This window comes from Clostridium sp. Marseille-Q2269 (genome assembly GCF_943736985.1).
GTDB lineage: Bacteria > Bacillota > Clostridia > Clostridiales > Clostridiaceae > Clostridium_F.
The window spans coordinates 183,266-210,002 of the sequence record NZ_CALSFS010000007.1; the positions used below are offsets into that span (position 1 = coordinate 183,266).

A 26,737-nucleotide genomic window follows, 5' to 3' on the forward strand; every position below is an offset into this window, starting at 1 on the left:
TATCTCCTCCTAAAAATGTTTGTTCCATTTATTAAAAAATAAATATTTATAAATAGGTTTTAAGCCTTCATATATTTCCATATCTAATTGGTTCCCATAATATATTTCTTGATAAAGTACAAATAAACATAAAATTTGTTTCCAATATTCATCTATTTGTAAATTATTAATGTATTTTTTACTTAAATGAATTAAATTTTCTCTTAGTTGCTTTTCATACTGAAGAACTATTTTTAAATCATTCCAATTATCTTTATTAGGCATTTTAGGGAAATGAATATTTTCTTTATATGTACACCTATCTCCCAGTACTTTTTCAACTGATTTAAAATCTGGTTCATATATATGTGTTGTTGCTACATTATGACTGTATTCTCCTAACTCTAAATTTAATTGAGTAGCTAAAAATTCTTGAATAAATGTAAATGAAAAAACATCACTTATAATTCCTCTGTAAGCATCATTAGCTCTCATAAAACCTGCCATGTACAATTTATATTCTCTAATAAAAATTGAAATCCTATAGTACAGGAAACATCTATATTTTTTAATGATAAATCCTCATTTGCATTAAATATTTCAATAAACCCTCTTTTGGTATCTGGATCTTCTTTAAATAATTCAATTAGCCTATCCCATTGGTTTACTCTTTTGTGTCCATAAGAAAATATCTTTGGTCCATAAGCAGTTCCTGTAAGAGTTTTATCATCCATAGAATATTTTTTCATATTACTGGCGTAATAAGAAATGTAGTCTAAATCATTAGATCCAGATAAATACCAAAGTGCTTCTGCAAAATTAAAAACTATATTAGTTTTTCTAGATTTTGTGTAGCAAATTCTATCTCGTGGATTTTCTAGTACCATAAAATAATTTAATCTTTCCTTACTTACGTTTCCTCTTGGTTGATTTATAAATTCAGGGTTATAATATACATCTTTTAAATTTTTTAAGTAAGCTTCATGAAATTTTTTAAACTTCATTATCATCACCCTTTAAATATATGTCTAATTTTTCAAGGTACTCTTTTTCCTCATAATAAATTATATAATGTACATTACCAACAGTATGTAACCCCCTGATGAGATAAGCATAATTTTCTTCTTTTTCAGATAAAAGTATAATTATTTTTTTCCCCATTGCTGAAGCCCATCCAATTTCTATATGAGTTCCTGGAGAAACCGGTAATCCGGGAAAAGCTATAAATAAGTCACATTCCTTTATTGCATTATAGTCTAATTTTGTGCATTGATCTGGAGACATGAAATTTTCTCCCCACTTTTCTCTCTTATGCGCATTATCTACTACCCATCCCTTTTCTTCAAGAAATAAAATAAGATTTTTAATTTTACTTTTTTCTTGATCCTCCATAATTGATGTATTTTTCTTAATTGTTCCTTTAAAAGGAGCAGCTAAGAATACTCTTTTATTCATAATTATACCTCTCTTTAATAATTCTAATATTTCAGAAATAAACCTCATATTTTTAGAATAAACTACTCATTATGAACAAGCATAAAAAATTATTAATCTTTATTTTAAACAAATATTATCTTTTATACTTATTTTTATATTTTTTCCTGTATTTGTATTATAGCATAAGTTGTTAATTTTTCAACATTTTATATGTTTTTATTGTGGTGTTTAGTTATTTATTTACATATTCCCTCTCCCACAAATAATTATTATCCATTCTTATGTATATTTTTAAAAGTCAATAATCTTATTTCTGGCTTTGCAAAATATATTACCTTTGTGCATTATAATTCTAACCTTCCACAGAAATTTCTCTATACTTCATAAAAACCCCCTATAAATATAGGTAGCATTTTTAGTGGTACCTGTATTTATAGGAGGTTTTATATGATACTTTATTTTAAATTTAATATTATACTAAAAATCCTAAAGGAGTCTTAATATTTATATTATTAAAATTAAATTTGTTCTTCTTTGTATTATTTTAAAATTTATCTTTTATTTTGTTTTGCTGAATTACTCTTTCTTCTATTGTTACCATATCTCGAATTTCTACCCTGTGGTTTAGAAGAAGAATTCTTTTGGTTATTATTCTTAGTATGTTCCCTTTCCACTTCATCCTCATTGCTATGTCTCATTTTATAAGGATGATCTTCTATTACCGGTATTTCTTTATGAATAAGCTTTTCAATAGATCTAAGACATTTTATTTCTTCAATATCACAAAATGAAATTGCAACACCTTTAGCTCCAGCCCTTCCAGTACGTCCAATTCTATGTACATAAGTTTCAGAAATGTCTGGTAGATTATAATTAAACACATGAGATAATTCATTAACATCTATACCTCTTGCTGCTATATCTGTTGCTACTAAGACTCTAATTTTACCCTCTTTAAAATTATTTAAAGCACGTTGTCTTGCATTTTGTGATTTATTACCATGAATAGCTTCAGCCTCTATGCCTGCCTCAACGAGATCCTTTGCAATTATATTTGCTCCATGTTTTGTTGTTGAAAATACTAAAGCTGATTCTATAGATTTATCTTTCAATAAATGTTTAAGAAGAGATCTCTTTTGTTTTTTACGCACAAAATATACTTCTTGTTTAATAGTATCTACTGTAGATGAAACTGGTGTAACCTCTACTCTTATTGGTTTTTTTACGATAGAATCTACTAGCTTTGTAATTTCTGATGGCATTGTTGCAGAAAACAATAAATTTTGCCTAACTTTAGGTAGCTTTGATATTATTTTTTTCACATCATGAATCATACCCATGTCTAGCATACGATCTGCCTCATCTAACACAAAACATTCTATGCTACGTAAATCAATAAATTTTTGATTAAATAAATCTAGCATTCTTCCTGGGGTTGCAATAAGTATATCCACACCTTCTCTAAGCACCCTTGTTTGAGAATTTTGTGATACTCCACCAAAAATAACTGTACTTTTAAGATTCATGTATTTTCCATAGGATTCAAAACTTTCACCTATCTGAATAGCAAGTTCTCTAGTAGGGGCTAATACCAATACTTTAATAACTCTAGTACCTTTTTTGTCTTTATTATTTTTAGAAAGGTTTTGTAACACAGGAACTGCAAAAGCTGCTGTTTTACCAGTACCTGTTTGAGCGCAACCAACAAGATCTCTTCCATCTAGTATATAGGGAATAGATTTTTCTTGTATTGGAGTAGTTTCTTTATAGCCTTCTTCTTTTAAAGCCTTTTGAATAGGCTTAATTATCTCTAAATTTTCAAATAACATTTTTTCTCCTTTAAGTTATATATTATTTTATTTATATTATAAATAAGTTATTGGTTTTTTAATCATGAATCTAATTATGATTTTATACCCTTTTAAACTATGGATCTTGAACATCTGAATATAACAAGTGCCTTTTAATATTATATCACCAAAGAGATAATCACAACATGTTTAAATATTTTCATGTTTAAAATAAGTTTTAGTAATAGACTCTATAAGCTATTTAAATAGCTTATTCAGAGGTTATTTATAAATATTATTGAATATTATTATTTAAGAATATTTATAAGGAGATGAAATAATGAAACTAAAAAGTAATTTAAATCAACTTATATTTATAAGCCTTTTAGTAATGTTTTCATCTCAAATATACATAAAACTATTTGTTAATCATTTTAATATATCCTTTGGAATCATAATTTTAATAATTGTACTTTATATAATGGAAATAGATAATAAAATAATATTAGCCCTTACCTCTTCTTTCCTTGTATTTCTAATACGAATATTTGTATACTTTTTAGAAAACAATGGATTAAACTCTGCTCTTAAGCTAGGTATAATTAATCATTTTCCTGAATTTATCTTCTACTTAGTTTATATAACCATATATTTTCTTGTTAACTCTAAAAACAAAAATTTAAACTCTCTTTTATTAAAGCTTATTATTTGCGACTTCTTTGCCAATTCTGCGGAAATGTTCATTAGACATACTTTTTATATAGAAAATCTTAATATTAATATAATTATAGGACTTATGTTTGTAGCTTTTTTAAGATCCACATTAATATGGGTTATGATAAATATAATGATTAGATATAACACCACTCTTCTAAAAAAAGAGCATACAGAAAGATATATAAAACTGTTAGCATCAAATTCCACCTTAAAAAGTGAAGTTTATCTTATGGAAAAATCCATGGATAACATAGAAAAAGTCATGGGAAAATCCTACAAATTGTATATGGATGTAAATGAAAAGGATCTAGATAACGCCTTAAAAGCAGAGATTATGGAAATTGCAAAAGACATCCATGAAATAAAAAAAGAGTTTAATTTAATAGTTAGAGGTGTTAATGAATTAACAAACTCAAAGGAACTTAAAGACAGCATGAACTACTATGAAATACTAGACATATTAAAACATATGCTAAATATACAGGTTAAAGATAAAGACATAAAATTTACTATAAATAAAGGAGAAAATTTTAACACAATATATCACTATTACATAATATCTATATTTAGAAATATCCTTACAAATAGCATTGATTCCTTAACACATAAGGATAATGGATTAATATATTTAAATCATCGCTATATGAATATAAACAATACCCATGGACATTGCTTTGAAATCATAGATAATGGACAAGGAATAGATCATGAAGATAAACAATACATATTTAATCCTGGTTTCTCTACTAAAATTGATTTTGAAACAGGTGATATAAATAGAGGATTAGGGTTAAGTATAGTACATGATATAGTCCAAACTAAATTAAACGGGTTCATAACTGTAACATCTTCAAAAGAAAAAGGTACAAAATTTACGATTTTCATACCAAAAAACAGTTTGGAGGTGACAAGATTTGAAAATATTAATAATAGATGATGATATAAATGTTCATAGAATTCTAAGTAAAATAATTACCCATGAATGTCTAGGTGAAATAATAAAACCTGGAGCCTTAAATGGTGAAGATGGAAGCCTTTTAATAGAAGAAGAAAATCCAGATATTGTTATCATAGATCTTCTAATGCCTATAAAGGATGGACTAACTTTAGTAAAAGAATACAAATCTAAATATCCTTCTATTCAATATATAATGCTATCTCAAGTATGCTCTAAGGATATGATAGCTAAAGCCTATGAAAATGGCATTGAATTTTATATAAGTAAACCTATAAATGCAGTAGAAGTAAAATCAGTTCTACAGAAAGTAATTAATAATAAAATTATGAAAAAGAAGCTTGGAAATATAGATTCTATCTTAGTAAGAGAAGATGATGATAGCTATACCCCTAAAATTAAAAGTATAATTAATAAATTAGGAATACTAGGTGAATCTGGATGTGAAGACATAATAAAAAGTATAGAGTATATAATTGAAAATAGTTCTAGAAGAAGCTATACTCTTAAAGAATTGTTTGAAGAAATATCAGATAAACCTAAATCCGTAGAACAAAGAATAAGAAGAACAGCCTTTGTAGCTCTAAATAATATTGCTAATTTAGGTGTAGAAGATTATATGAATGATACCTTTGTTGAATTTTCAAATTCTATATTTAGCTTTGAAGAAGTAAAAAAAGAAATGGATTATATAAGAAGAAAAAGTTCTGAAAAAGGTTCTGTTAATGTAAAAAAATTTCTACAAGGCATAGCTTATTACATTAATAAATAGCATGTATTTGAAATTGTTATAATTATCACAAGTTTCCTTTTTGAAACTTTCTGAAACTTTTTGAAATAGATATTATATAGTCTAAATAATCAATTAATTCTGAAAATTAGTTGAAAGTTGAAATCAAGGAGGTTTCATATTGTGGAAATAGTTAAAGGAATGGGACTACTGTTATTTACGTTAGGATTGTTTTCATTATTTAGTTTTAAAGCTCCTAAGGGAAGTAAAGCAATGTCAGGACTTGCAAATGCAGCCGTAGCAACTTTTTTAGTTGAGGCTATTCATAAATATATAAGTGGCGATTTTTTAGGCCTTACTTTTCTAGGTAAAGTTGGTTCAGTGTCTGGCTCCATGGGCGGAGTGGCAGCAGCTATTTTAGTACCAATATCTATGGGAGCAAATCCTATTTATGCCGTTGTAGCCGGAGTGGCCCTAGGTGGATACGGTATATTGCCAGGATTTATAGCTGGGTATATTATAGGACTTATAGCTCCAATATTTGATAAGAAATTACCTGAAGGATTAAATACTATACTTGGAGCTCTTTTAATAGCTCCCTTAGCAAGATTTATAGCTATGGGGATAGATCCTGTAGTCAATGCTACATTAATTAACATTGGTGAAATGATATCTGTAGCAGCTAACCAATCACCACTGGTTATGGGATTCTTACTTGGTGGAATAATGAAGGTTGTATGTACATCTCCATTAAGTTCAATGGCAGTTACAGCTATGCTTGGGCTTCAAGGTTTAGCTATGGGAATTGCAGCTTTGGCTTGTGTGGGAGGATCTTTTACAAACGGAATTATTTTTAAACGCCTTAAATTTGGTAACAAAAGTAATATAATAGCAGTAATGTTGGAACCATTAACTCAAGCACCAATAGTAACCAAGCATCCTATTCCCATATATGGATCAAATATTTTAGGTGGAGGATTGGCAGGACTTGCAGCAGCACATTTTAATATAATAAATAATGCTCCAGGAACAGCATCACCTATACCAGGACTATTAGCACCATTTGGATTTAATGACCCTAAAAAAGTTCTTGTAGCAATTCTCTTTGCTGTAATAGGTGGTTCCATAGGTGGATTTGTAGGATCAATTGTTTTTAAAAACTTTGGAATGAAAGACCATGATTCAAATGAAATTCAAGTTAACGATGAAATAGATGATAACATTAACAATGATTTGAAACCTAAAAGAAAGGTTTCTTTAAACCTTTTTAATACAATGAAATAGCTTTAAGATAACTAGGGGATTATACAAATATATAAATATGTATTCATTATATTTTATATGAAAATAACGGGGATAATTTAAATTATTATTCTATATAAGCTTAAGGGGTGCTATATAGGGGTTGTATGAATACATCTAAACATCTACTATTTAATTAAAATAATATTTATATTTAAACTGCTATTTTCATATAATCATTAGCATATATAAATAAAAATACACTTATAAAATAATTAAGTTTTAAAATCAGTTCTACTTTCATTATATTAAAAATTTTATTTCATTGAAGCGACCTCCTCGACTTCATGAAACCACTTTTCTACACCTGTAAAAGTATAAAATTTTAATTTATGAACTTTGAACTATTTAACCTTAATAATTGTTTATTAAGTGTATTTTTATATTATTTTTTTAGCATTTACTATTTAATATACTATTTTCTTCTGGTAAATCTTTAGTATACATTTCTATTTTTTCCTGTTGGTATAACCCCTTATTTTCATTAATTTTTTGAATTTGTTTTTTTAAGTTATCAATTTTCTTCTATAACTAGTGATTAACTACTTAGCTTCCTAGCAATTACTAAGGTTGGACTTATACTAACTAGCATATTTCAGCTTTTCTGCACACGCTACACAAAATTCTTCACAGACTTTACTGGCACATAGATTTCCATTACTGTATCCTTGCGACCATGACATCTCTCATCATAAAATTCAAAATCTAGTTTACTTTCATCAAAAACATACCCACTATCTTTAAACCACTTTTCAAATATATATTTCCAAGTGTTTCTTATTGCATCTGGGAATTCAACATTATCCAAATCTTTAGAAGTATCTACTGGTGGTGTTGTAAAAACAGCGTAGGTTGCATCTGGAACTTCAACTGTTATCATTTCATCAGTAACATCATGAAAGTTATCAACTATAACCCCCAATAAATACACTGCATCTCCGTTTTCTTTATTGGATGGTACACATATTCCAACTTCCCCGTGTTTAGGTGGATTTAATATTTTATACATTTTGCTTTCTAAATTTTCACCATTATAATTAGTCCAAAATGAAGCTATATCTTTAGTATAGTTACTATTTGTAATGTTAGTTTTTATACCATACCCTGCAACTTTAAATCCAGGCTTTTTTATAATAATAGGATTCATAATATAACCTCCCAGTTCTACATTTTGTTTTTTATTATAATAATTACCCATACATTTTACATATTGTTGAGGAGAAAATCCAAACTCCTTTTTAAATGCCTTTGAAAAACCATTATGTGTTTCAAAACCATACTCAAGTGCAATATCTATTATTCTTTTCCCTTCAAATAATTCAATTGCCGCCAATGAAAGTCTCCTCTTTTTTACATACTCCATTAAAGTTATTCCTTTGTTAATATTAAATATTCTTGAAAAATGGAAAACAGAATATCCACATTTCTTTGCTATTATCTCTGGTGTTAATTCACTTTTTATATTTTTTTCAATATATTCAATGCACTCTGATATTGCATTACTATAATTCAAATTATCACCAACCTTTTCCCACGTGGTAATTATAATATATCATTATAATTAAGATAATGTTGTTCCTAAATTGCTAAATTTATTTTCATATATAAAGGGCCTTAATTACTATTTAATTAATAATTAAGGCCTTTAATTAATTACAAAATTCATTAAATTTTGTAGCTTATATATCTAATATTGAAATTTTTTTATAAAAATAATAAGTTTAATTTTCTATTATAGGTAACTGAACTTTAACCTTTATTAAAGATCCATTTTCTATGGTTATTTCACCATCATGTTCTTTAATTATTTCATTGCATAAATATAAACCCAGTCCTCTACTTTCTCTATTACCATCCTTAGATTTCACAAAAGGTTCAAATATATTATTAAATATTTCCTCTGGAATCTCATTGCTATTATTTATTACTTCAATAATATATTTATTATCTAATATATTAGAATTAACGTATATCTCATTTCCTCCATCAGAATATTTTATTGCATTATCAATTACATTTATTATTACTTGTCTAACTCGATCCTGTTGTGCCTTAATTATTCCTTCACTTATATCTTGTATTATTTCCAAGGAATATTTTTTAGCCTTTATATTCATATCATTACAACTTTGAATGATAAGTTCTTTCATATCAACATCTTTAAACTCTTCATCAATAACATACATACCTTTTGACACATCTATAAGATCTAATACTAGTTTATGAAGCCTGTCACTTTCTGAATGTATTCTTTCAATAGCTCTTTTATCAAATTCTTCATCTTGAACCATTCCTGTAAGTAATAATTCAGCATATCCTGATATAGCTGTTAATGGTGTTTTTAACTCATGAGTTACACTATTAAAAAATTCTTTTCTTCCTTCTTCTAATTTAAAAACCTTTCGTTTTTCTGATTCAATAGTTTCTATTTGCTCTTTTATTTTATCTCTCATATTTATAAATTCTCTTGCTAGTATTGCTACCTCATCTTTTCCATTTCCCACAATAGAAATATTATAATCTCCATATCCTAATTTTTTTGCTGCATCTGTTAATTTGGTAATTGGTTCAGTAATTTTATTGGTCCTTAAAAATAAAAATATGAATATAACTATAAATATTCCAGCTTCTATAATATTTATTATATTAATAGTTTTTTTATAACTTTTATATTCTGAGTCATAATTTTTTACTATATTTATAGCTCCCACATATTCATTATCAATATATATAGGGTAAGTTAATATTGCATTTACTCCATTATTTTTATATTTTAAATCTACTATGGCCTTCCCATCTATGACCATATTACTACTTTTTTTAATTATACTTTCAAATTCTTCTGGAATATTTTCTTCTATTAATTCATAATTTATATCTCTTATATCTGATTTACATTCATAATTTAAAGATATATGCTTCATTATGTATTTTCCCTCTTCAACTAATGACTGTTTTTTATCCTTAGAAGTATTAGTTACAAGAGTATACTTTATGTACTCTTGAGTACTATTCATAACCTGTTTCAAGAAATTATTTATAGTATTTTCCATATTTGATTTTAAAACACGTGTTATGGATACATTCATTACCACCATAGACAGTATTAGTATAAATATTAAACCAGTTATAAATTTATATCTTATCTTCATAAAATTACCTCATTACATATCCTACTCCAAAAACTGTATCTATAATAGATGGTGAATTTTCTTTATCTAGCTTACTTCTTAACCTTCTAACATGGACATCTACAGTTCTAGCCTCTCCATCATAATCCTCTCCCCATACTTTATCTAAAAGAGTTTCTCTTGAAAAAACTCTATTTCTATTCTCAATAAAAAACTCTAACAATTCATATTCTTGGGGTTTTAATTTAATTTCTTCATCATCTTTAAATACAATTCTACCTTCTAGATTAACTTTAACAAATTTATTTATATATATATAATCTTCCTCTGATTTCTCTTTATACTTATCAACTCTTCTTATTGCCACCTTAACCCTAGTTAATACCTCTTTTATATTAAATGGTTTAGTAATATAATCATCTGCCCCTAATTCTAATCCCAACACTTTGTCCACAATATCATTACGAGCAGTTAACATAATTATTGGAATGCACCACTTACTATTTATATACTTACATATTTCAAAACCACTTTTATCTGGTAAATTTATATCTAATAAAACCAAATCTGGTTGAAAAAAGTCTAAAGCATCTTTTGCTTCCTTAGCTAAAAATACACCTTTAGCTGTATATCCATCTGCTCTTAGAGCACATACTAAAATATCATTTATAGATATTTCATCTTCAACTACTAGAACTTTTAAGTCCATTATAAATTCCTCCTATTGTCTTTATTTAGCTAAGTAAATGTATATAACTAAATTATACAATATTTTATAAATACATATAAGAATACTACTGATTCTTTTTTCAGTAATATTCTTATAATGATCACTATTTAACCCAATATAATTTTACCTTATTTAATATACCATACTTTCATGTGCTAAGTTTGTTCCTTTTAAGTGAATATTTTTATTTATAATTTTTATGGTCTATACTGTTCTTCTATTTTTACTATGACATTATTCTCTAAATATATATGATATAAAGGATGATTATAAGCTGGCCCATAAACAGAGCCTAACGTAGTAAAGTCTTCATATCCAATTTTTTCTAAAGTTCCACTATTTGAATTAAGATGATATCCACATATATATATATCTACCTTTGGAGATATTTCGTAAGTTTTTAAACTGTTATCTTTATTTCTAATATAATACTCATGGGTCATTTTTCCACCATCCCAATCCTTTTCTCTACCATCTTTTATAGCTTCTGCTCTAAGAATACTCTCATCACCATTTTTATTAAGGAAAAATTGTGCTTCATCATATTTTAAATATCTCTTACCATTTTGTTCATATATTTCGTTTATAAATCCTATCTTTTTTTCCTCTTTAACTTTTTTTACTTTCCAATTATGATTTTCACCTTGTGTATTGTGTTTTTTTTCAGTATTATTTTCTTTTTTAGTTTCCTTTTTAATTTCTATTACTCTAAGATTTAATTCACAAGTCCTATCATACTGTTCTATTTTACCCTGGTATTTTATAGTTCCTACTTTACTTGTATCTACACCATTATTTTCCCAAAGCACAGCAACTTCTTTGTCCTCATTATTTATTTTTGCATTAATTTTCTCTGGTAGATTGTAGTCATTATCTTGATACACATTTATATATAGTTTAGTAACTTGAAATTTTGATTTTATATTATTTAATAATTCCTTCATATTTTTAGTATCAACATTATTACTTACAGCTAATTTTATAAAATAATAAGCATCATCTATTCTTTGCTTTTCCATATATCTATCTTTTATTTCTAAATAAGATCCTTTGTTAGACTTGTCCAGTGAGATAGCTTTTTCAAAAGAACTTTTGGCATCCTCATATTTTCTTGCATTTAGAAAATTCGTTCCATCTTTAATAAATTTTTTCACTTCATTTTCTTTCATAGCTTCTTGTTGCTTTACATTGTTTGTTAACACCGTTGTCTTTTGTTTTTTCCCACACCCTGAAAGACTTATCATAGCTACTAATATTAATGTTAATGAAATTATAGCTTTTCTTTTCATAACTAGCCACTCCTTGTGTTTTGTATACCTCAATATTATCATGATTATTTTACCAAAATTAATCAAATTGTTGCCATTTTGTTTCCGTGGGAAATTTTTATAATTATTTTTATAATTTTAAGGTCTGTATTGTTGTTCTATTTTTACTATTACATTATTTTCTACATATATATATAATAAAGCATTTCCTTGTCCATAAACATTATCTAAAGTTTTAAATTTTTCATAGCTAACTTCAACTTGTGGTAATGCTGGACCAGAATAATTGGGATCAATATTATATTTGCAAATACTTATTCCTACATTAGGAGATATTTCATATTCTTCTAAACTATTATGTTTATTTCTTATATAGTAATCATCTGCAATTCTTCCATTCTGTAACCAATCTTTTTTACCATCTTTTATAGCTTCTGTTTCTGCAGTTCTATCATTAACATCTTTGTTATGAAAGAATTGTACATCATCAAATTTTAAATATTTCTTCCCATTTTCTTCATATATTTCATTTATAAATCCTATTTGTCTTCCATCTTCAACTTCTTTTAGTTTTTTATTCTTATTTTCTTCTTGAGAAATTTTTACTTCTTGTTCCTTATTTTCTTGTTTATAGTCCTTAACTTTTTTAGCATTCTTCACTTCTTCAGTATTATTTTCTTTTTTAGTTTCTTTTTTAATTTCCATTACTCTAATATTTAGTTCACAAGTCCTATCATACTGTTCTATTTTACCTTGGTATTTCATAGTTCTCACTTTACTTGTATCTACACTATTATTTTTCCAAAGCACAGCAACTTCTTTGACCTCATTATTTATTTTCGCATTAATTTTCTCTGGTAAATTGTAATCATTGTCCTGATACACATTTACATATAACTTAGTAACTTCAAATTTTGATTTTATATTATTTAATAATCCCTTCATATTTTTAGTATCAACATTATTACTTACAGCTAATTTTATAAAATAATAAGCATCATCTATTCTTTGCTTTTCCATATATCTATTTTTTATTTCTAAATAAGATCCTTTGTTAGACTTGTCTAATGAGATAGCTTTTTCAAAAGAACTTTTAGCATCCTTATATTTTTTTGCATTTAGAAAATTTGTTCCATCTTTAATAAATTTTTTCACTTCATTTTCTTTCATGGCTTCTTGTTGCTTTACATTATTGGTTAGCACTGTTGTTTTTTCTTTCTTCCCGCATCCTGAAACACTTAACATAGTTATTAATAGTAGTAGTAAAAAAATAATGGCTTTTCTTTTCATAGCTTGTCACTCCTTATATTTGGTATATTTAAATATTACCATGATGATTTTACCAAAATTAACAAACTTGTTTCCATTTTATTTCCGAAAGAAAATTTTAAATATATTTTTTATTTTTAATCTAATATACTTATATTTACAATCTCATCACTTATTAAATATATATCTATTCTAAGTAAATTGTATATTTTATTCACTACATGAACATTAAAAATTTACAATATTAAATATAAAAAACATAGAAATAGTAACCCCCATAAATGAAAATTACTACTTCTATGTTTTATGTATTTAATCTATCTTCTACTATTGTTAAACCATTGTATTGTTGCTTTTTCCATCTCTTTTGGCAACTTTTTATTATATACCTCATCATACAAACATGCTAATGTCTTACTATTTAGGTATTTTTTCATCTCATTTTCTGCTTCTAACATTACTACTTTTATTAAACAAGGACATTTGGTATGGTAATCTGGTAAATTATCTTTATCTAATAATATATTATTTTGTCTAATTTCTGCAGCTGCTATGATTAAGACAGAAGAAAATATAAATTCTTAAAAATAGTCTCCACTATAATTAGTATATGGCTACTCTTATAATATTAACTTTTCTAGTTATCTAAGAAACTAATTATATACTACAGGATGGTTAAACATCCTGTTTCTATTCTCTTAATAAAATCTATTGTACTAGTTAAAGTGTCTCTATATTTTCCTAAATTAAACTTTGAACCAATCTTACTAACAGTTATATATTAATTTTTTATAGCAAATTATAAAAAAAAATTACAACCCAATTATAGCTTTTATGTTTTTAATAACATATTATAGTTTCAAATAGGCAATTCCCCCAATTATGCACCATGTTATTAAAGCAATTAGAGATTCTCTACTTAATGCTGCTGGAGATATTGGTAAAAGTAGCAACACAATAAATATTACACTTATTCCTGCTCCCATTATTGAGATTGTTTTACTTGATTTATCTGTAGCTTGTCTTAATCCTGTAAAGCATACATAAAAATATGCAATAGATGCTCCTAAAGATGACATATCTACTATCCAAATTATAACTTGCCTACCGAACCAAGGTGCTATTAAACTTATTATTGTTATAAATATTATAGCAGTTCTATAAACACCATTTTTATTTACATCTGCCATTTTGGGTGGAAGCATTTTATAACTAGCTATAGCCCCCAACAACTTTGAACTACATATCATAAATCCGTTTATACCACTCCACACTGCCGCACTTAAAGCTATGATTAATAATATAAAGGCTCCTTTTCCTAAAGTACTTAATACTGCACTTCCTGTTGCCCAGTCTAAACTTATTGCTTCTTGTGGAGAATAAGCTAAAGCTGTTATTACATTTAATATATTATAAATTAGAACACCTATTATTAAAGAGGTAATGGCAACTAAGGATGCTTTTCTTTTAGAAAAATTAAATTCTTTACTTAATTGTGGAATAGCATCAAATCCTATAAAAGCAAATGGTGTTATAGCAAATACTCTTATTATCTGTCTTAAATCAAAAGAGTAACTGTGAACATATGTTGTAACAAATTTAGTTCTATCTCCTTTAATTATCATTCCTATGCCAACTACTAACATTACTGATATTAAACTAAAAATTATTAAATTTTGAATTTTACTAGTTTCCTTTATTCCCTTTAAATTTAGTGAGGCAAATATAAGTATGGTTATGCTTGATACTAATATTTCTCCTACATAAATGTTATACCCAGCAATATTATATAAATAACCAAATTCTAAAACCCCACCAAATGTTTTTTTGATTACAAGGGGAAATGCAGTTGCATTTAACGGAATTAGTGTAAAATATGCAAGGGTCAAAAACCACCCCACAATGAAACCATGTTTCTTTCCTAAATTATTATAAGTATAAGAAAATTCTCCCCCTTCCTCATCATGACTTTCCATCATAATAGAATAATTTTTTTCAATAATTATTATGCATATTACACCTATCATAAGCCCTAAAAATGTATTTATTACCCCCGATTCCTTTAAAAACTTTGTACCTGGTAACATAAAAGAGCCCCAGCCTATTATTGCCCCTAAAACTATTGAAAACATATCTATCTTGCTTAATTTATTTTCATTCATAATTATCTCCACTCTTAATTAATTTTCCACATATTAAAATAAAATTTCTTATAAAATAAAGAGCTACAATTAGGTTTTATTTTAATTTAACCCATTGTAGTTCTTTAAAATTATTTATTTTTCATAATTACATGCTACAAGACTTATTACTATTGCAGCATTTATTCACCATTACCTTTTTATAAACCACATTTCCTAATACTCCTCCAGCTACTAAGAAGACAAAGAATATCCATCCTGATAAAGAGAAATTAGCTATTGGTGTATAAAGTGCTCCTACATTACAGCCGTTTGATAATCTAGTTCCAAATCCCATGGTGAATCCACCTATAATATATATTATTCCTTCTTTAAAGGTTATAGACAAACCTTCTTTAAAAGTCTTAATAAAGCTTCCTGCCAAAAATAACGCAATAAGTGTTCCTAATATTATACCAACATTTTGTACATTCATTTCATTTGAGAAAAATGGTGCTGTATACATCTTTACTGGTTTAGCTGAAAAATTAGCTACACTTTGTGGAGAAACTCCAAATAATACAAGTAGTTTACCAAACCAGAATCCATAAGGAGTAGATGCTCCCCATCCAGCTTTAGTTACACCCATCAAAAGTGTAAAGATTCCACCAATAACAACTGCACCCATTCCAAGTGTCCATGGTTTTACGAATAATTTTTCGTAAGTGTTCTTACTAAATAGTTTAAATGGTTCTTCATCTTCACAAATTTTTTCTTGAATAACTTCTGAATCTACAGGAGAATATCTGTTTTGTTCTTTTCTTCTATCCTCATATTTTTTAGCAATCCAAATTGTTATACCAGCAAAAATAATTGTCAATATTATTGCACCTAGATATCCTTCTAATCCGTCCCACTTAAATAGATCCGGTAAAAACACTCCATTACCAAATGTTTTAGTTGACATCACTGATTTTTTAATCCAAGGAGCTGATCCTTGAAGTGGGAAACCTACAAATACACCTATTCCGAAAAATATAATTGTTATAAAAGCACGTGGCAAACCTGTTACCAAATCTGTAAGAACTCCTGATGCACAACAGCTAGAAAATGCCATACCAAAACCAAACAGTATTCCACCTAGTATAAGTCCTAAATTAATAGGATTAATCCACAAATCAAATTTTTTCACATCTTGACCCATAAAGAAGCAAACATTTACTATTGCTGTTCCCACAAATAAAAGCATTAACATTCTCATTAATTTTGTAGAACCAGCTCTATAACTTCTATTCACTCCCCCTGCAAATCCGAAAAACGATCTTGTAAGAGCATATCCTAGACCTAATCCTACAAGTAGTCTAAAAAATAATATTGAACTACTAAGATTAACTCTTCCTATTATTATAATTCCTAAAAGTAATATAAAACCAATAATATATTCTGTATTTTTTTTCAAAGTAACTACCTCCACAGCATTTTTAATCAAAATTATATTCTGTAACTATAGGCTCTCTGCCTGTAATTTTATCATTGTAATATTCATAAAAGCTTATTCCCATAAATCCACCAGATACATTATAAATATTATCAAAACCTAAGTGCTGTAATGCTAAGCATGCATTGTAACTTCTTTGGGCACTTCTACAATGTAAATAAACTGGTTCATCAGTTGGAATTTCATCTAGTCTATCCCTTATTTCACTTAATGGAATATTTTTAGCTCCTTTAATATGTCCTGCTTCATATTCATTAACTTCTCTAACATCAATTATATGAGCTCCTTTTTCTACTAAGTCCCTTATTTCATGGACATACACTTGTTTGAATGTTCCTTCTAAAAGATTTGAAGCTACTAAAGCAGCATGATTTACAACATCCTTAGCGGTTCCAAATGGTGGGGCATAGCAAAGTTCTAAATCCTTTAAATCTTCTACTGTTCCACCTAATTTTATCACTGTAGCTATTACGTCTACTCTCTTGTCCCCTGCCCCTTTACCTATTGCCTGAGCTCCTAATATTCTTCCTGTTGGAACTTCAAATATCAATTTAAAATGTAAAGGCTCACTATCTGGCATTAATCCTACTTTATCCTGTGGAATAACTCTTACAACTTCATAGTTTATATTCATATTTAAAGCTTTTATTTGACCTTCTGTTAATCCTGTTGAAGCTCCATTATAGTCAAATACTTGAATACAAGATGATCCAATATATCCACTATTTCTTGATTGTCTTCCATGAATATGGTCTGCCACTGCTCTTGCCTGTTTTTGAGCTGGACCTGCTAATGGCAATTTTGTTATAGAATTAGTTAATGGGTTATAAACTTCCACAGCATCTCCAACTGCATATATATCCTTATCATTAGTTAAGTAGTTTTGATTAACTTTTATTGCTCTTGTCTCTCCAATTTCTAATCCAGCTTCTTTTGCTAAATCAGTTTCTGGAGCAACACCTATTGCCATGACTACAGCATCTGAATTTATTTTCTTTCCTGATTCTAATACTACAGTATTTTTTTCAAATGAACTTACCTTATCTCCAACAATTAAATTTACACCTTTATCATAAATTTCTTTGTGTAAAACTTGTACCATATCATAATCAAATGGTTTCATTATTTGGTTCATTGCTTCAACTAATGTAACATTATATCCAGCTTCTTTTAAATTTTCACACACTTCAACCCCAATAAATCCTCCACCTACTACACATATATCTTTACTATGTTTATCTCTTATAAAAGAACTTAGTTTTGCTATATCTACAACATTTCTTACTGTAAATATATTCACATCTTCTATTCCCTTAATTGGTGGAACTATAGGTTTTGCACCTGGTGAAAGAACCAATTTATCATAGCTTTCAGTATATTCTTCTTTACTTATAATATTTCTTACTTTAACTTCTTTAGCTTGTCTGTTGATTGAAACTACTTCTGTATTTACCCTTGCATCAATCCTGTATTGATTATAAAATTGCTCAGGACTCATCAAAACCAAATCTTCATGATTTTCAACTTTTCCACTTAAATGATATGGTAAACAGCAATTTGAAAATGAAACATGGGGACCTCTTTCAAACATTATTATTTTATTATTCTCGTCTAGTCTTCTAAGTCTGGCTGCTGTTGAAGCTCCACCTGCAACTCCTCCAACAATAACTATTTTTTTACTCATAATCCTTGCCCACCCTTTCGTAGAAATTAATAAAACATCATACCTTAACTTGTTAAATTTTTATCTTTAAAATTCACATTGTTAAATAACTTATTATTAATATAACATAGATTTTATCATTTACATAATAAAATTTTATTATGTAGCATAACATTTTATTATATGGTCTGGTTCTTGAAATAAATTTAACACATTGAATTTTACCAAAATTACTATCCATATAAAATAAGCTTATTGTAAAGGATTTTTAGTAATATTATTTAAAAATTTTGTTGAATTTTTCACCTAAAATAATACAATATTAGTCACTGTACTCCAATAATTTCATTAGTTGATATTTTTACTTAATTATGTAATCTTAATTTAACCACTTCAAATTAATTTTAAATATTTAACTATAAATTACTTTCTATTATAAATTAATTATTTAAATTATCAATTATAAAATATTACCTTTTATTGTTATAAAATCCTTAATCATAGATTAACTAGTTTTTTTTATTCTTATATAATATTTGCCTATTATACTCTTGACTCTTCTTTATTTAGCCCAATCTTTTTCCAGTTATAATAACCATATAAAGAATTAAGTAAGTTTGTAGTCTTCATAACAATAATCATAAGAGCTGTCTTATCTCCTGATATATACACCATTATCCACATTATGATAGATAAAGTATTTACAGCAACCCACTAGGCCATTGTTCAGAAAATCTCATAAGGTAAATTCCTTGTATTAAAATCATCTAATTTGAAGCAATAAATCTTTAAATATGAAAATATTTAAAGATAAAAAATTAATCAGTTCAATAAATTGACTTATAACTATTTGTATTCCAACCTATGCAAGTAAAATATAAAAGCCACCATTTCATAGTGGTAAATTGCTCTACACAATAAAAACACTAGAAAAGGTGGACTTATTTTAATCTTTTATGCTATTTAAATTAACTCTAAAAATCCTATTTTTCTAAGTTAAACTTTCAGCGAATCTTACTGATAGTTATATTTGTATTTTTAAATTAACTTTAATTATTTTTTAATTATTATAAGCTTCCATTTCTTTATTAATATGTTCTTCACAAGAACGCATAGCTTCAATTGTTTCCTCAAATAATTTATCTAATTCCCATCCAAGCATATCTGCCCCTTGCTTAATTACATCCCGGGAACATCCTGCTGCGAATTTCTTATCCTTAAACTTCTTTTTAAGACTTGAAACTTTCATATCCATAACACTTTTAGATGGACGCATTCTTGCAGCTGCACCAATTAATCCTGTAAGTTCATCAACTGCAAATAATACCTTTTCCATTTCATGTTCTGGCTTAGGTAATTCATCCTTACAAAGTCCGTATCCATGACTAGCTGCTGCTCTTATTAATCTTTCATCAATATTATTTTCTCTCATAATTTCTTGAGTCTTACTACAATGCTCATCTGGATACATTTCAAAATCTAAATCGTGAAGCAACCCCACCATAGACCAAAAATCTGCTTCATCTTTATATCCTAATTTTTCTGCAAAATACTTCATAGTACCTTCAACTGTTAAAGCATGCTGAATATGAAATGCCTCCTTATTATATTCAGTAAGTAACCCCCAAGCTTGTTCTCTTGTCATCATAAATAAATGCCTCCTTTAAAAATTATAAAATTATAATACCTCTAAATTTAACTATTGTATACACTATTGTCTAGTTTTAATGTATACTGATTTTGGCAATTACCTAATTAATATTTTCATACTTATTGCATATTTTAGGTATTTACGATACAATAGTTTACGAACATAAAATATATTTAACGTTTATTATATTTTATTCTTGTTAATTATATTTGTCAATACTATCATAGGAGGTTACATCCTAATGAATATAAATCTTATTATTGCAGAAAATCTAAAATTACTTAGAAATGAACGTAATCTAAGCTTAGGACAACTTGCTCAATTATCTAATATCAGTAAAGTTATGTTATCTCAAATCGAAAAAGGTGATACTAATCCAACTATAAACACTTTATGGAAAATAGCTAATGGATTAAAAGTTCCTTATACATCACTACTTGAACAAAAGGAAAATGATACTGATGTTATAAAAAAAAGCAATATAGACGTTCAATTTAATAATGAGGAGCATTACAGATCATACTGTTACTACACCAGCACTCCTTATCGAAATTTTGAATTTTTCCAAATGGAACTTGATAAAGGACATTCGCATACTTCTATAGGTCATTCAAAAAAATCCCAAGAGTATATTATGGTTTTAGAAGGTGAGCTAACATTAGAAGTGAACAATAAAACTTATAAGTTAAATCCTGATGATTCAATAAAATTTTCAGCAACTAGAGAACATGTTTATGTTAATACTGGGCAGGGAACTTTAAAAGCTATGGTAATAAATTTTTATCCTGTGTAATTATTACACAGGATAAAAATTTACATGCATGATATTAAATTTGTTCTTATTCAATAAAATATTTTTTAGCCTTTTATTTATTAGATAAAACTTTGTGCCATAAAGACTTCATCATTTCATCTGTAGATCTATTTTTATCAATTAAACCAAATGTTTTATAATCATCAATAATCTTACGCAAAGTACTCTCTGTAGCTTCATCAGAAATGTCAAATTTATATGTGTTTGCAATATCTAATACTAAATCATATTTTCCTGAAGCCCATTTTTTATCAATCATAATTTTAACGAATTCTTTTTTATTCTTTTCTATCCAATTACTTGCCTTTCTATGAGCACGAGTAAGTTTCTTTACAGTAATAGGATTCTTTTCGTAGAAGTCACTGTTTACTGCATGAACACAACATGTTTCTTCTTTGAAATCTTTATCAAATGTTAAAGAACGAATAATTTTTAATGTACCATTATCTACAAACTTCTTTGCAAATTGATCACTTAAAGTTGCCGCTTGAACTTCTCCCTTTTGCATTGCTAATATAACAGCACTGGATTCTACTGGTTTAAATTTTACTTTGTTTGGATCTACCTTGTCATGATTTAAAAATCTTAATGAAATATTGTGATCAGATGCACCAATACCATCTCCTACAGCAATTGTTTTTCCTACTAAATCAGAAGTTGATTTTATTCCTGACTTTGATAATACATAAAGAGATTTACAACCTGTATGGCATCCTGTTGTAAATACCATCTTAACTCCATTAACTGCTGGAACTAATAATGTAGCAATATGATCTCCTGCAACATCTACTTGACCTGTTCCAAGAGCATCTGTTTGTGATGTCATTTTTACTATTTGAACATTTAATCCCTCTTCTTTATAAAATCCTTTTTCATCAGCAATCCCAAAAGCTCCTAAACAAAGTCCTCCATTATATCCAACTTTAATAGGCTTGCCATAAGCAGGTTCCTTCTTCCAAGCTTCCTCCTCTGAAAGTCCTTTATTATTTGAAACATTACTAGTTGAAGTAGCCTTATCCGTCTTGGAACTATTAGCTTGACTACAACCAACTAATCCCATTGATGTTATCAAACTAATACCTAATACTAAACTTAATAATTTCTTTTTCATGATTTTCCCCCTCAAATTAAAATATATTTAGAGAGCTTATCTTAATATAGATTTAATTCTGAAGTAGCTCTCTTTATCACTGTTCACTCTTACCGAAATTTAACATTTCCAAAATCTTTGTACGGTATTCTAAAAATTTTCTACTATTTCGATTTCTAGGATACTCTAAATCAATTGAAATATCTTCTCTAATTCTTCCTGGCCTTGGTTCCATGACAATTACTCTTGTCCCCATATATATAGCTTCATCTACATCATGGGTAACCATTATCATCATATGTTTTTTTTCCTTCCACATATTAAGAAGTTCATCTTGCATATTCATACGTGTAAATGCATCTAACGCTCCCAGTGGTTCATCTAATAAAAATACTTCTGGCTCATTAATCATTGTTCTTATTAATGCAACACGTTGTGCCATTCCCCCTGATAATTGATGTGGATAGGAATTACGAAATTCATCTAAACCCACTAAGTTAATCATTCTATCAACATTATCTTCATTACCTTTCTGTTGCTTTTGCACACGAAGACTAAATGATACATTTTTCTCTACAGTTAACCATGGAAATAATGTTGGTTTTTGAAACACCATTCCACGTTTTGGATCTGTACCTTTTATCTTTTCGTTATTCAAAGTAATTGTGCCAGTGGTTGGACCAATTAATCCCGCTATCAACCTTAAAATCGTTGATTTCCCACAACCACTAGGTCCAACGATACTAACAAAATCTCCCAGATTAATTTCTAAATTTATATTTTCCAAAGCATTTGTTATGCCCTCAGCTTCTGATTTTATAAAACTTTTAGATACTTTATTTAACTTCAATCCCATAGCTGTTTTCATTATTGCACCATTCCTTCCTGCCAACGTAATACACGCTTCTTAATAAGTGAAAAAGCTACATTAACTAGAATGAAAATCAAACATATTATAATAATGGCTGCATACATCTTAGCAAACTGCGCCCAAGATTTTTGCCATGTAATATACCACCCAAGCCCTGATTCAACACCTAACATTTCTGCCACCAACAAAGCAGTGCATGCACTACTCATTCCAGTTGTCAAACCTTGAAACATATTTGGTATTGCTGATGGGATTGCTATTCTAAATATTAATTGACTATTTTTAGCTCCTAAAGTTTTAGCTGCCTCGTAATAGGATTTATCAATATTATTAATGCCTGTAATAGTAGCCATTGTAACTGGATACCATACCCCTAATGCAATAATAAATATACTTCCTTTAAATAAAGAGGCTGCAAGAACCATAACTATAGGAAGCCATGTAGTAGATGGTATAGCCCCCAATAATTTCATAAATGGAGAAATCCAATAATTTATCTTTTTATTATAACCACATGCAATACCAGTAATTAATCCTACGATTGCTCCTGAAAAATATCCCATAAATAATAAAATTAAAGAATGCTTAGCGCAATCAAATAAATACACTCTTTCATTTATTATTGCATTTAACAGTTGATCTACCCATGGGAAATATGGCATCATTAATGTTCCTGTCTTTAATGTTAAATAATCGTAAAGCATTAATAGAAAAAATACAAAACTATAAAATGGTGCCAAATATCTTAATTTACTAAATACTCTTTTTTTAAATAAGCCTGCTATAAAGCATATAAACACTGCTAATATAAGAAATCCTATAAATATACCATAAATATTTGTAATCTTATTGTTCTTATAATTTGGAAAAAAATAATACTCTAATAAATTAAATGTGCCCATAATAATAGGACTAAAACATATGAAATAGTCCATCAATCTTTGGAGTTTTGTTTTTGGTGCACTTTCAAGTTCTATAAGCCTCTCTCTTGTAATAATAGTGGTTGCAACCTTTCCCACAACATCACTCCCTTTCATATTTTAAATAATGAAATACTTCTTCTATTTTAGCTTTAACTTTTAAAGAATAATCGGCATATATCTATTTTCCTGTAAGAACTTATTAAAAAATTTATAAATAAAAGGTAATAATATAATTAAAGCCATTATTATACTTACAATTTGTCCATATTTTAGATCTTCACTATACTATAAAAAGTATTTAATGAGTTTGTTAATCTCTAATTAAACTAGATTGTATTGCATTTTTTATAATTTTATGTATTTTTATCGTTTTCAAACCAATTATATTATATATTTACAAATTTGTACAATTTAAATATTGAATAATAGATTTTGTTGTCATAAGTTTTTATAATACATGTTATTTTATATCCACGTTTGTAATAATATAACATACATAATTGTAGCAATATTTATACTCTTTAAACAGTTATTTAAATAAATATTCAATAACTCCACGTTCATAAAATAATTCAAAATAGTCTTTTTATCCTTAAATGTTATTTTAAATTTACATTTACAGAATTGCACAATAACTTTTAATTCATAATTTGAACTTTTGGATAATATCCAATATAATTCAAAAATCTTATATAGTATTTCTTGTGTTTGCAAATCCAACATTTAATTTATAATAAACGCTTAATACATTCCGTTTTAAAATTCTTCTAGTTATTTTCAACAGAATATTGCAATTATTAAAAAAAGTTAAAAAAATATCTATTACAAACTTTATAATAGATGTTATTTATTATATAATTTATTTATATAATGAATACGATTACTTAAAAATATAATCTGGGGAGGTATTATTATGAATCTTAATGAAAAATCAGTCTTATTTAGCTTTGATGGGAAACCAGACTTTAAAGATATTGCACCATTGGGACTTCAACATGTTGTTGCAATGATTGTAGGCTGTGTTACCCCTGCCCTTATTGTTGCAGGTGTTGCAAAACTTAATCCTACTGATAAAATCTTACTAGTTCAAGCTTCATTGTTTTTTTCTGGCATAGCTACTTTAATTCAAATTTTTCCAATAGCCAATGTTATTGGCTCTAGACTACCTATAATCATGGGGGTAAGTTTCGCCTATGTTCCTACATTAACAGCTATAGCCGGTGAATTTAACATAGCCACCATATTTGGTGCTCAAATAGTCGGCGGTTTAGTTGCAATATTATTTGGTATTTTTCTTAAAAAACTATCTGGTCTATTTCCACCAATTATTACAGGCACAGTTATACTTTCAATAGGCTTATCCCTTTACCCAGTTGCTATTAAGTATATGGCAGGTGGTGCTGGGTCACCTACTTTTGGGTCTCCTAAAAATTGGGCAGTTGCAATGGTAACTCTTGCTGTTGTAACATTTCTAAATTATTTTTCTAAAGGTAATCTAAAACTTGCCTCTATTTTAATAGGTATGGTTGTAGGATATGTACTTTCCATATGTCTTGGAATGGTATCCTTTGATGCAGTTAGACAAGCAAGCTTTTTTCAAGCTCCTCAATTAATGCATTTTGGTATTAACTTTAACACTACAGCAATAGTATCTATGGTTATTATGTATGTTGTAAACTCTATTCAAGCTATTGGTGACTTATCTGCTACAACAAGTGGTGGTATGGATAGACTTCCTACTGATAAAGAACTTTCTCACGGTATTATAGGTTATGGTTTTACAAGTGTTCTTTGTGCTTTCTTCGGATGTATGCCAACTGCAACCTATAGTCAAAACGTTGGTATAGTAACTGTAAATAAGGTTATAAATAAATGGATATTCATTTTTGCATCTTTTATTGTTATTTTAACAGGACTTGTTCCAAAATTTGCTTCTATACTTACAACAATTCCTCAGTGTGTTCTTGGTGGTGCTACTATTTCAGTTTTTGCTGTAATAACAATGACAGGAATCAAAATGATTGCTTCTAATGATCTTACCATGAGAAATTGTGCAGTTATTGGACTTTCAGTTGCTTTAGGAATGGGGATTGTACAAGTTCCTAATTCATTTGCCCTATTTCCAGCATGGTTTATATCTATATTTGGGAAATCTTCTGTTGTTGTAACTACATTAGTTGCTATAATTTTAAACCTTATACTTCCAGAAGATAAACCTAAAGATGTCACCACTAGTACATATGAAGATGCTAATTCTGATGTATCAAAAAACATTTAAAAATATTGGTATTTTAAATGAGTAATTGTATCTTTTAAATTTAGATAAACAAACTTCTAAGCTTTAGAGGGAGTTTTTACCCCCTCTAAAGCTTATTAACAGAATTTTTAGGAGTTTTACTCCTTAGAAATCGTTATCCTTTAGGAGGAAATGGTTATCCATGTACATACCCGCTCTAATCTTAAAATATACCTCAATGGCTTTATCTTTTAATTCCTTATTTAGTGCATATTATTCTATAAATGCTTTTTAATTAAAGTTTGTTTAATTCCTGTAATTGACTTTTAATCCAATGTTTATGCATATCAATTACAATATCAAAATTCTCTTTGGAATAATATTCACAAGGGCTTATACTATTCTTTAATCCTTGAACAACGTGAGGACTATTTTCTGGATAACTGAACTTCTCCCAAAACTCGGTAATTTCTATTAATCCGTAAGTTGGACTATTATTTAAATTATTTAGTAAGTTCATTAGTAAAATTACTTGCCATTTTCTTTTTTCTACCTCTTTATTT

21 protein-coding genes and 2 pseudogenes are annotated in these 26,737 nt (G+C 27.7%); 5 read left to right on the forward strand and 18 right to left on the reverse strand.

The window, feature by feature from the left end; genetic code table 11:
* Positions 1–9 precede the first annotated feature (9 nt).
* The 3 genes and pseudogenes from NGI68_RS17290 to NGI68_RS10740 all read right to left on the reverse strand — a co-directional run bounded on the left by NGI68_RS17290 (position 10) and on the right by NGI68_RS10740 (position 3,245).
* Positions 10–989, reverse strand: a pseudogene (locus tag NGI68_RS17290) (thymidylate synthase).
* Positions 973–1,434, reverse strand: a complete 462-nt coding sequence (locus NGI68_RS10735; RefSeq protein ID WP_251861488.1) for a TIR domain-containing protein — start codon at positions 1,432–1,434, stop codon at positions 973–975. Before NGI68_RS10735 ends, NGI68_RS17290 begins: the two are co-directional and overlap by 17 nt.
* A 533-nt stretch (positions 1,435–1,967) precedes the next feature.
* On the reverse strand, positions 1,968–3,245 hold the full coding sequence (locus NGI68_RS10740; RefSeq protein ID WP_251861489.1) for a DEAD/DEAH box helicase: 1,278 nt from the start codon (positions 3,243–3,245) through the stop codon (positions 1,968–1,970).
* A gap of 301 nt (positions 3,246–3,546) precedes the next feature.
* On the opposite strand from NGI68_RS10740, the gene NGI68_RS10745 reads away from it, so the two are divergent.
* From NGI68_RS10745 to NGI68_RS10755, 3 genes are all read left to right on the forward strand, one after another.
* Positions 3,547–4,860, forward strand: a complete 1,314-nt coding sequence (locus NGI68_RS10745; RefSeq protein WP_251861490.1) for an ATP-binding protein — start codon at positions 3,547–3,549, stop codon at positions 4,858–4,860.
* The gene (locus tag NGI68_RS10750) at positions 4,838–5,650 is read left to right on the forward strand and encodes a response regulator (protein WP_251861491.1); all 813 of its coding nucleotides are present in this window, start codon (positions 4,838–4,840) and stop codon (positions 5,648–5,650) included. The genes NGI68_RS10745 and NGI68_RS10750 overlap by 23 nt, the downstream gene beginning before the upstream one ends.
* A gap of 141 nt (positions 5,651–5,791) precedes the next feature.
* Positions 5,792–6,892, forward strand: a complete 1,101-nt coding sequence (locus tag NGI68_RS10755) for a PTS sugar transporter subunit IIC (protein ID WP_251861492.1) — start codon at positions 5,792–5,794, stop codon at positions 6,890–6,892.
* A gap of 631 nt (positions 6,893–7,523) precedes the next feature.
* Here NGI68_RS10755 and NGI68_RS10760 read toward each other — a convergent pair.
* From NGI68_RS10760 to NGI68_RS10810, 11 genes and pseudogenes are all read right to left on the reverse strand, one after another.
* Positions 7,524–8,423: an AraC family transcriptional regulator gene (locus tag NGI68_RS10760; protein ID WP_251861493.1), complete on the reverse strand. Its 900-nt coding sequence runs from the start codon at positions 8,421–8,423 to the stop codon at positions 7,524–7,526.
* 208 nt (positions 8,424–8,631) lie between these two features.
* Positions 8,632–10,062 (reverse strand): HAMP domain-containing sensor histidine kinase, encoded by a 1,431-nt coding sequence (locus NGI68_RS10765; protein WP_251861494.1) that lies wholly within the window; start codon positions 10,060–10,062, stop codon positions 8,632–8,634.
* Between the two features lie 4 nt (positions 10,063–10,066).
* Positions 10,067–10,750 carry a response regulator transcription factor gene (locus NGI68_RS10770; RefSeq protein ID WP_251861495.1) on the reverse strand — a complete coding sequence of 228 codons (684 nt, stop codon included), beginning with the start codon at positions 10,748–10,750 and terminating at the stop codon, positions 10,067–10,069.
* 218 nt (positions 10,751–10,968) lie between these two features.
* On the reverse strand, positions 10,969–12,060 hold the full coding sequence (locus tag NGI68_RS10775) for an Ig-like domain-containing protein (protein ID WP_251861496.1): 1,092 nt from the start codon (positions 12,058–12,060) through the stop codon (positions 10,969–10,971).
* 117 nt (positions 12,061–12,177) lie between these two features.
* On the reverse strand, positions 12,178–13,329 hold the full coding sequence (locus tag NGI68_RS10780; RefSeq protein WP_251861497.1) for an Ig-like domain-containing protein: 1,152 nt from the start codon (positions 13,327–13,329) through the stop codon (positions 12,178–12,180).
* Between the two features lie 296 nt (positions 13,330–13,625).
* A pseudogene (locus NGI68_RS10785) lies at positions 13,626–13,856 on the reverse strand (Rrf2 family transcriptional regulator); the annotation flags it as partial.
* Between the two features lie 303 nt (positions 13,857–14,159).
* A complete protein-coding gene (locus NGI68_RS10790) occupies positions 14,160–15,470 on the reverse strand; it encodes an APC family permease (RefSeq protein WP_251861498.1) in 1,311 nt (436 codons plus the stop codon).
* A gap of 127 nt (positions 15,471–15,597) precedes the next feature.
* Entirely contained in the window at positions 15,598–16,887 is a 1,290-nt protein-coding gene (locus tag NGI68_RS10795) for a YeeE/YedE family protein (protein ID WP_251861499.1), read from the reverse strand.
* A 22-nt stretch (positions 16,888–16,909) separates the two neighbouring features.
* On the reverse strand, positions 16,910–18,610 hold the full coding sequence (locus tag NGI68_RS10800; protein WP_251861500.1) for an FAD-dependent oxidoreductase: 1,701 nt from the start codon (positions 18,608–18,610) through the stop codon (positions 16,910–16,912).
* Between the two features lie 522 nt (positions 18,611–19,132).
* Positions 19,133–19,273: a hypothetical protein gene (locus NGI68_RS10805; protein ID WP_251861501.1), complete on the reverse strand. Its 141-nt coding sequence runs from the start codon at positions 19,271–19,273 to the stop codon at positions 19,133–19,135.
* Positions 19,274–19,649: 376 nt separating this feature from the next.
* Positions 19,650–20,237, reverse strand: a complete 588-nt coding sequence (locus NGI68_RS10810) for a hydrolase (RefSeq protein WP_251861502.1) — start codon at positions 20,235–20,237, stop codon at positions 19,650–19,652.
* A gap of 244 nt (positions 20,238–20,481) precedes the next feature.
* On the opposite strand from NGI68_RS10810, the gene NGI68_RS10815 reads away from it, so the two are divergent.
* The gene (locus NGI68_RS10815; RefSeq protein ID WP_251861503.1) at positions 20,482–21,033 is read left to right on the forward strand and encodes a helix-turn-helix domain-containing protein; all 552 of its coding nucleotides are present in this window, start codon (positions 20,482–20,484) and stop codon (positions 21,031–21,033) included.
* Between the two features lie 73 nt (positions 21,034–21,106).
* Here NGI68_RS10815 and NGI68_RS10820 read toward each other — a convergent pair whose 3' ends face one another.
* From NGI68_RS10820 to NGI68_RS10830, 3 genes are all read right to left on the reverse strand, one after another.
* Positions 21,107–22,165 (reverse strand): ABC transporter substrate-binding protein, encoded by a 1,059-nt coding sequence (locus NGI68_RS10820; RefSeq protein ID WP_251861504.1) that lies wholly within the window; start codon positions 22,163–22,165, stop codon positions 21,107–21,109.
* A gap of 76 nt (positions 22,166–22,241) precedes the next feature.
* Positions 22,242–23,036 carry an ABC transporter ATP-binding protein gene (locus NGI68_RS10825; RefSeq protein ID WP_353505379.1) on the reverse strand — a complete coding sequence of 265 codons (795 nt, stop codon included), beginning with the start codon at positions 23,034–23,036 and terminating at the stop codon, positions 22,242–22,244.
* The gene (locus NGI68_RS10830) at positions 23,012–24,034 is read right to left on the reverse strand and encodes an ABC transporter permease (protein ID WP_251861505.1); all 1,023 of its coding nucleotides are present in this window, start codon (positions 24,032–24,034) and stop codon (positions 23,012–23,014) included. Before NGI68_RS10830 ends, NGI68_RS10825 begins: the two co-directional genes overlap by 25 nt.
* A gap of 817 nt (positions 24,035–24,851) precedes the next feature.
* Here NGI68_RS10830 and NGI68_RS10835 point away from each other — a divergent pair.
* Complete coding sequence (locus tag NGI68_RS10835) at positions 24,852–26,216, forward strand: uracil-xanthine permease family protein (protein WP_251861506.1); 1,365 nt, start codon at positions 24,852–24,854, stop codon at positions 26,214–26,216.
* A gap of 253 nt (positions 26,217–26,469) precedes the next feature.
* Here the strand turns inward: NGI68_RS10835 and NGI68_RS10840 are convergent.
* On the reverse strand, positions 26,470–26,737 hold a 268-nt coding region (locus NGI68_RS10840), incomplete at its 5' end, for a DUF2247 family protein (RefSeq protein WP_251861507.1).

Bases quoted from the DNA above. Each gene is read 5' to 3' on its own strand.
- NGI68_RS10735 (WP_251861488.1), bottom strand. From the start codon at position 1,434: ATGAATAAAAGAGTATTCTTAGCTGCTCCTTTTAAAGGAACAATTAAG.
- NGI68_RS10740 (WP_251861489.1), bottom strand. From the start codon at position 3,245: ATGTTATTTGAAAATTTAGAGATAATTAAGCCTATTCAAAAGGCTTTA.
- NGI68_RS10745 (WP_251861490.1), top strand. From the start codon at position 3,547: ATGAAACTAAAAAGTAATTTAAATCAACTTATATTTATAAGCCTTTTA.
- NGI68_RS10765 (WP_251861494.1), bottom strand. From the start codon at position 10,062: ATGAAGATAAGATATAAATTTATAACTGGTTTAATATTTATACTAATA.
- NGI68_RS10770 (WP_251861495.1), bottom strand. From the start codon at position 10,750: ATGGACTTAAAAGTTCTAGTAGTTGAAGATGAAATATCTATAAATGAT.
- NGI68_RS10775 (WP_251861496.1), bottom strand. From the start codon at position 12,060: ATGAAAAGAAAAGCTATAATTTCATTAACATTAATATTAGTAGCTATG.
- NGI68_RS10780 (WP_251861497.1), bottom strand. From the start codon at position 13,329: ATGAAAAGAAAAGCCATTATTTTTTTACTACTACTATTAATAACTATG.
- NGI68_RS10790 (WP_251861498.1), bottom strand. From the start codon at position 15,470: ATGAATGAAAATAAATTAAGCAAGATAGATATGTTTTCAATAGTTTTA.
- NGI68_RS10800 (WP_251861500.1), bottom strand. From the start codon at position 18,610: ATGAGTAAAAAAATAGTTATTGTTGGAGGAGTTGCAGGTGGAGCTTCA.
- NGI68_RS10805 (WP_251861501.1), bottom strand. From the start codon at position 19,273: ATGTGGATAATGGTGTATATATCAGGAGATAAGACAGCTCTTATGATT.
- NGI68_RS10810 (WP_251861502.1), bottom strand. From the start codon at position 20,237: ATGATGACAAGAGAACAAGCTTGGGGGTTACTTACTGAATATAATAAG.
- NGI68_RS10815 (WP_251861503.1), top strand. From the start codon at position 20,482: ATGAATATAAATCTTATTATTGCAGAAAATCTAAAATTACTTAGAAAT.
- NGI68_RS10820 (WP_251861504.1), bottom strand. From the start codon at position 22,165: ATGAAAAAGAAATTATTAAGTTTAGTATTAGGTATTAGTTTGATAACA.
- NGI68_RS10835 (WP_251861506.1), top strand. From the start codon at position 24,852: ATGAATCTTAATGAAAAATCAGTCTTATTTAGCTTTGATGGGAAACCA.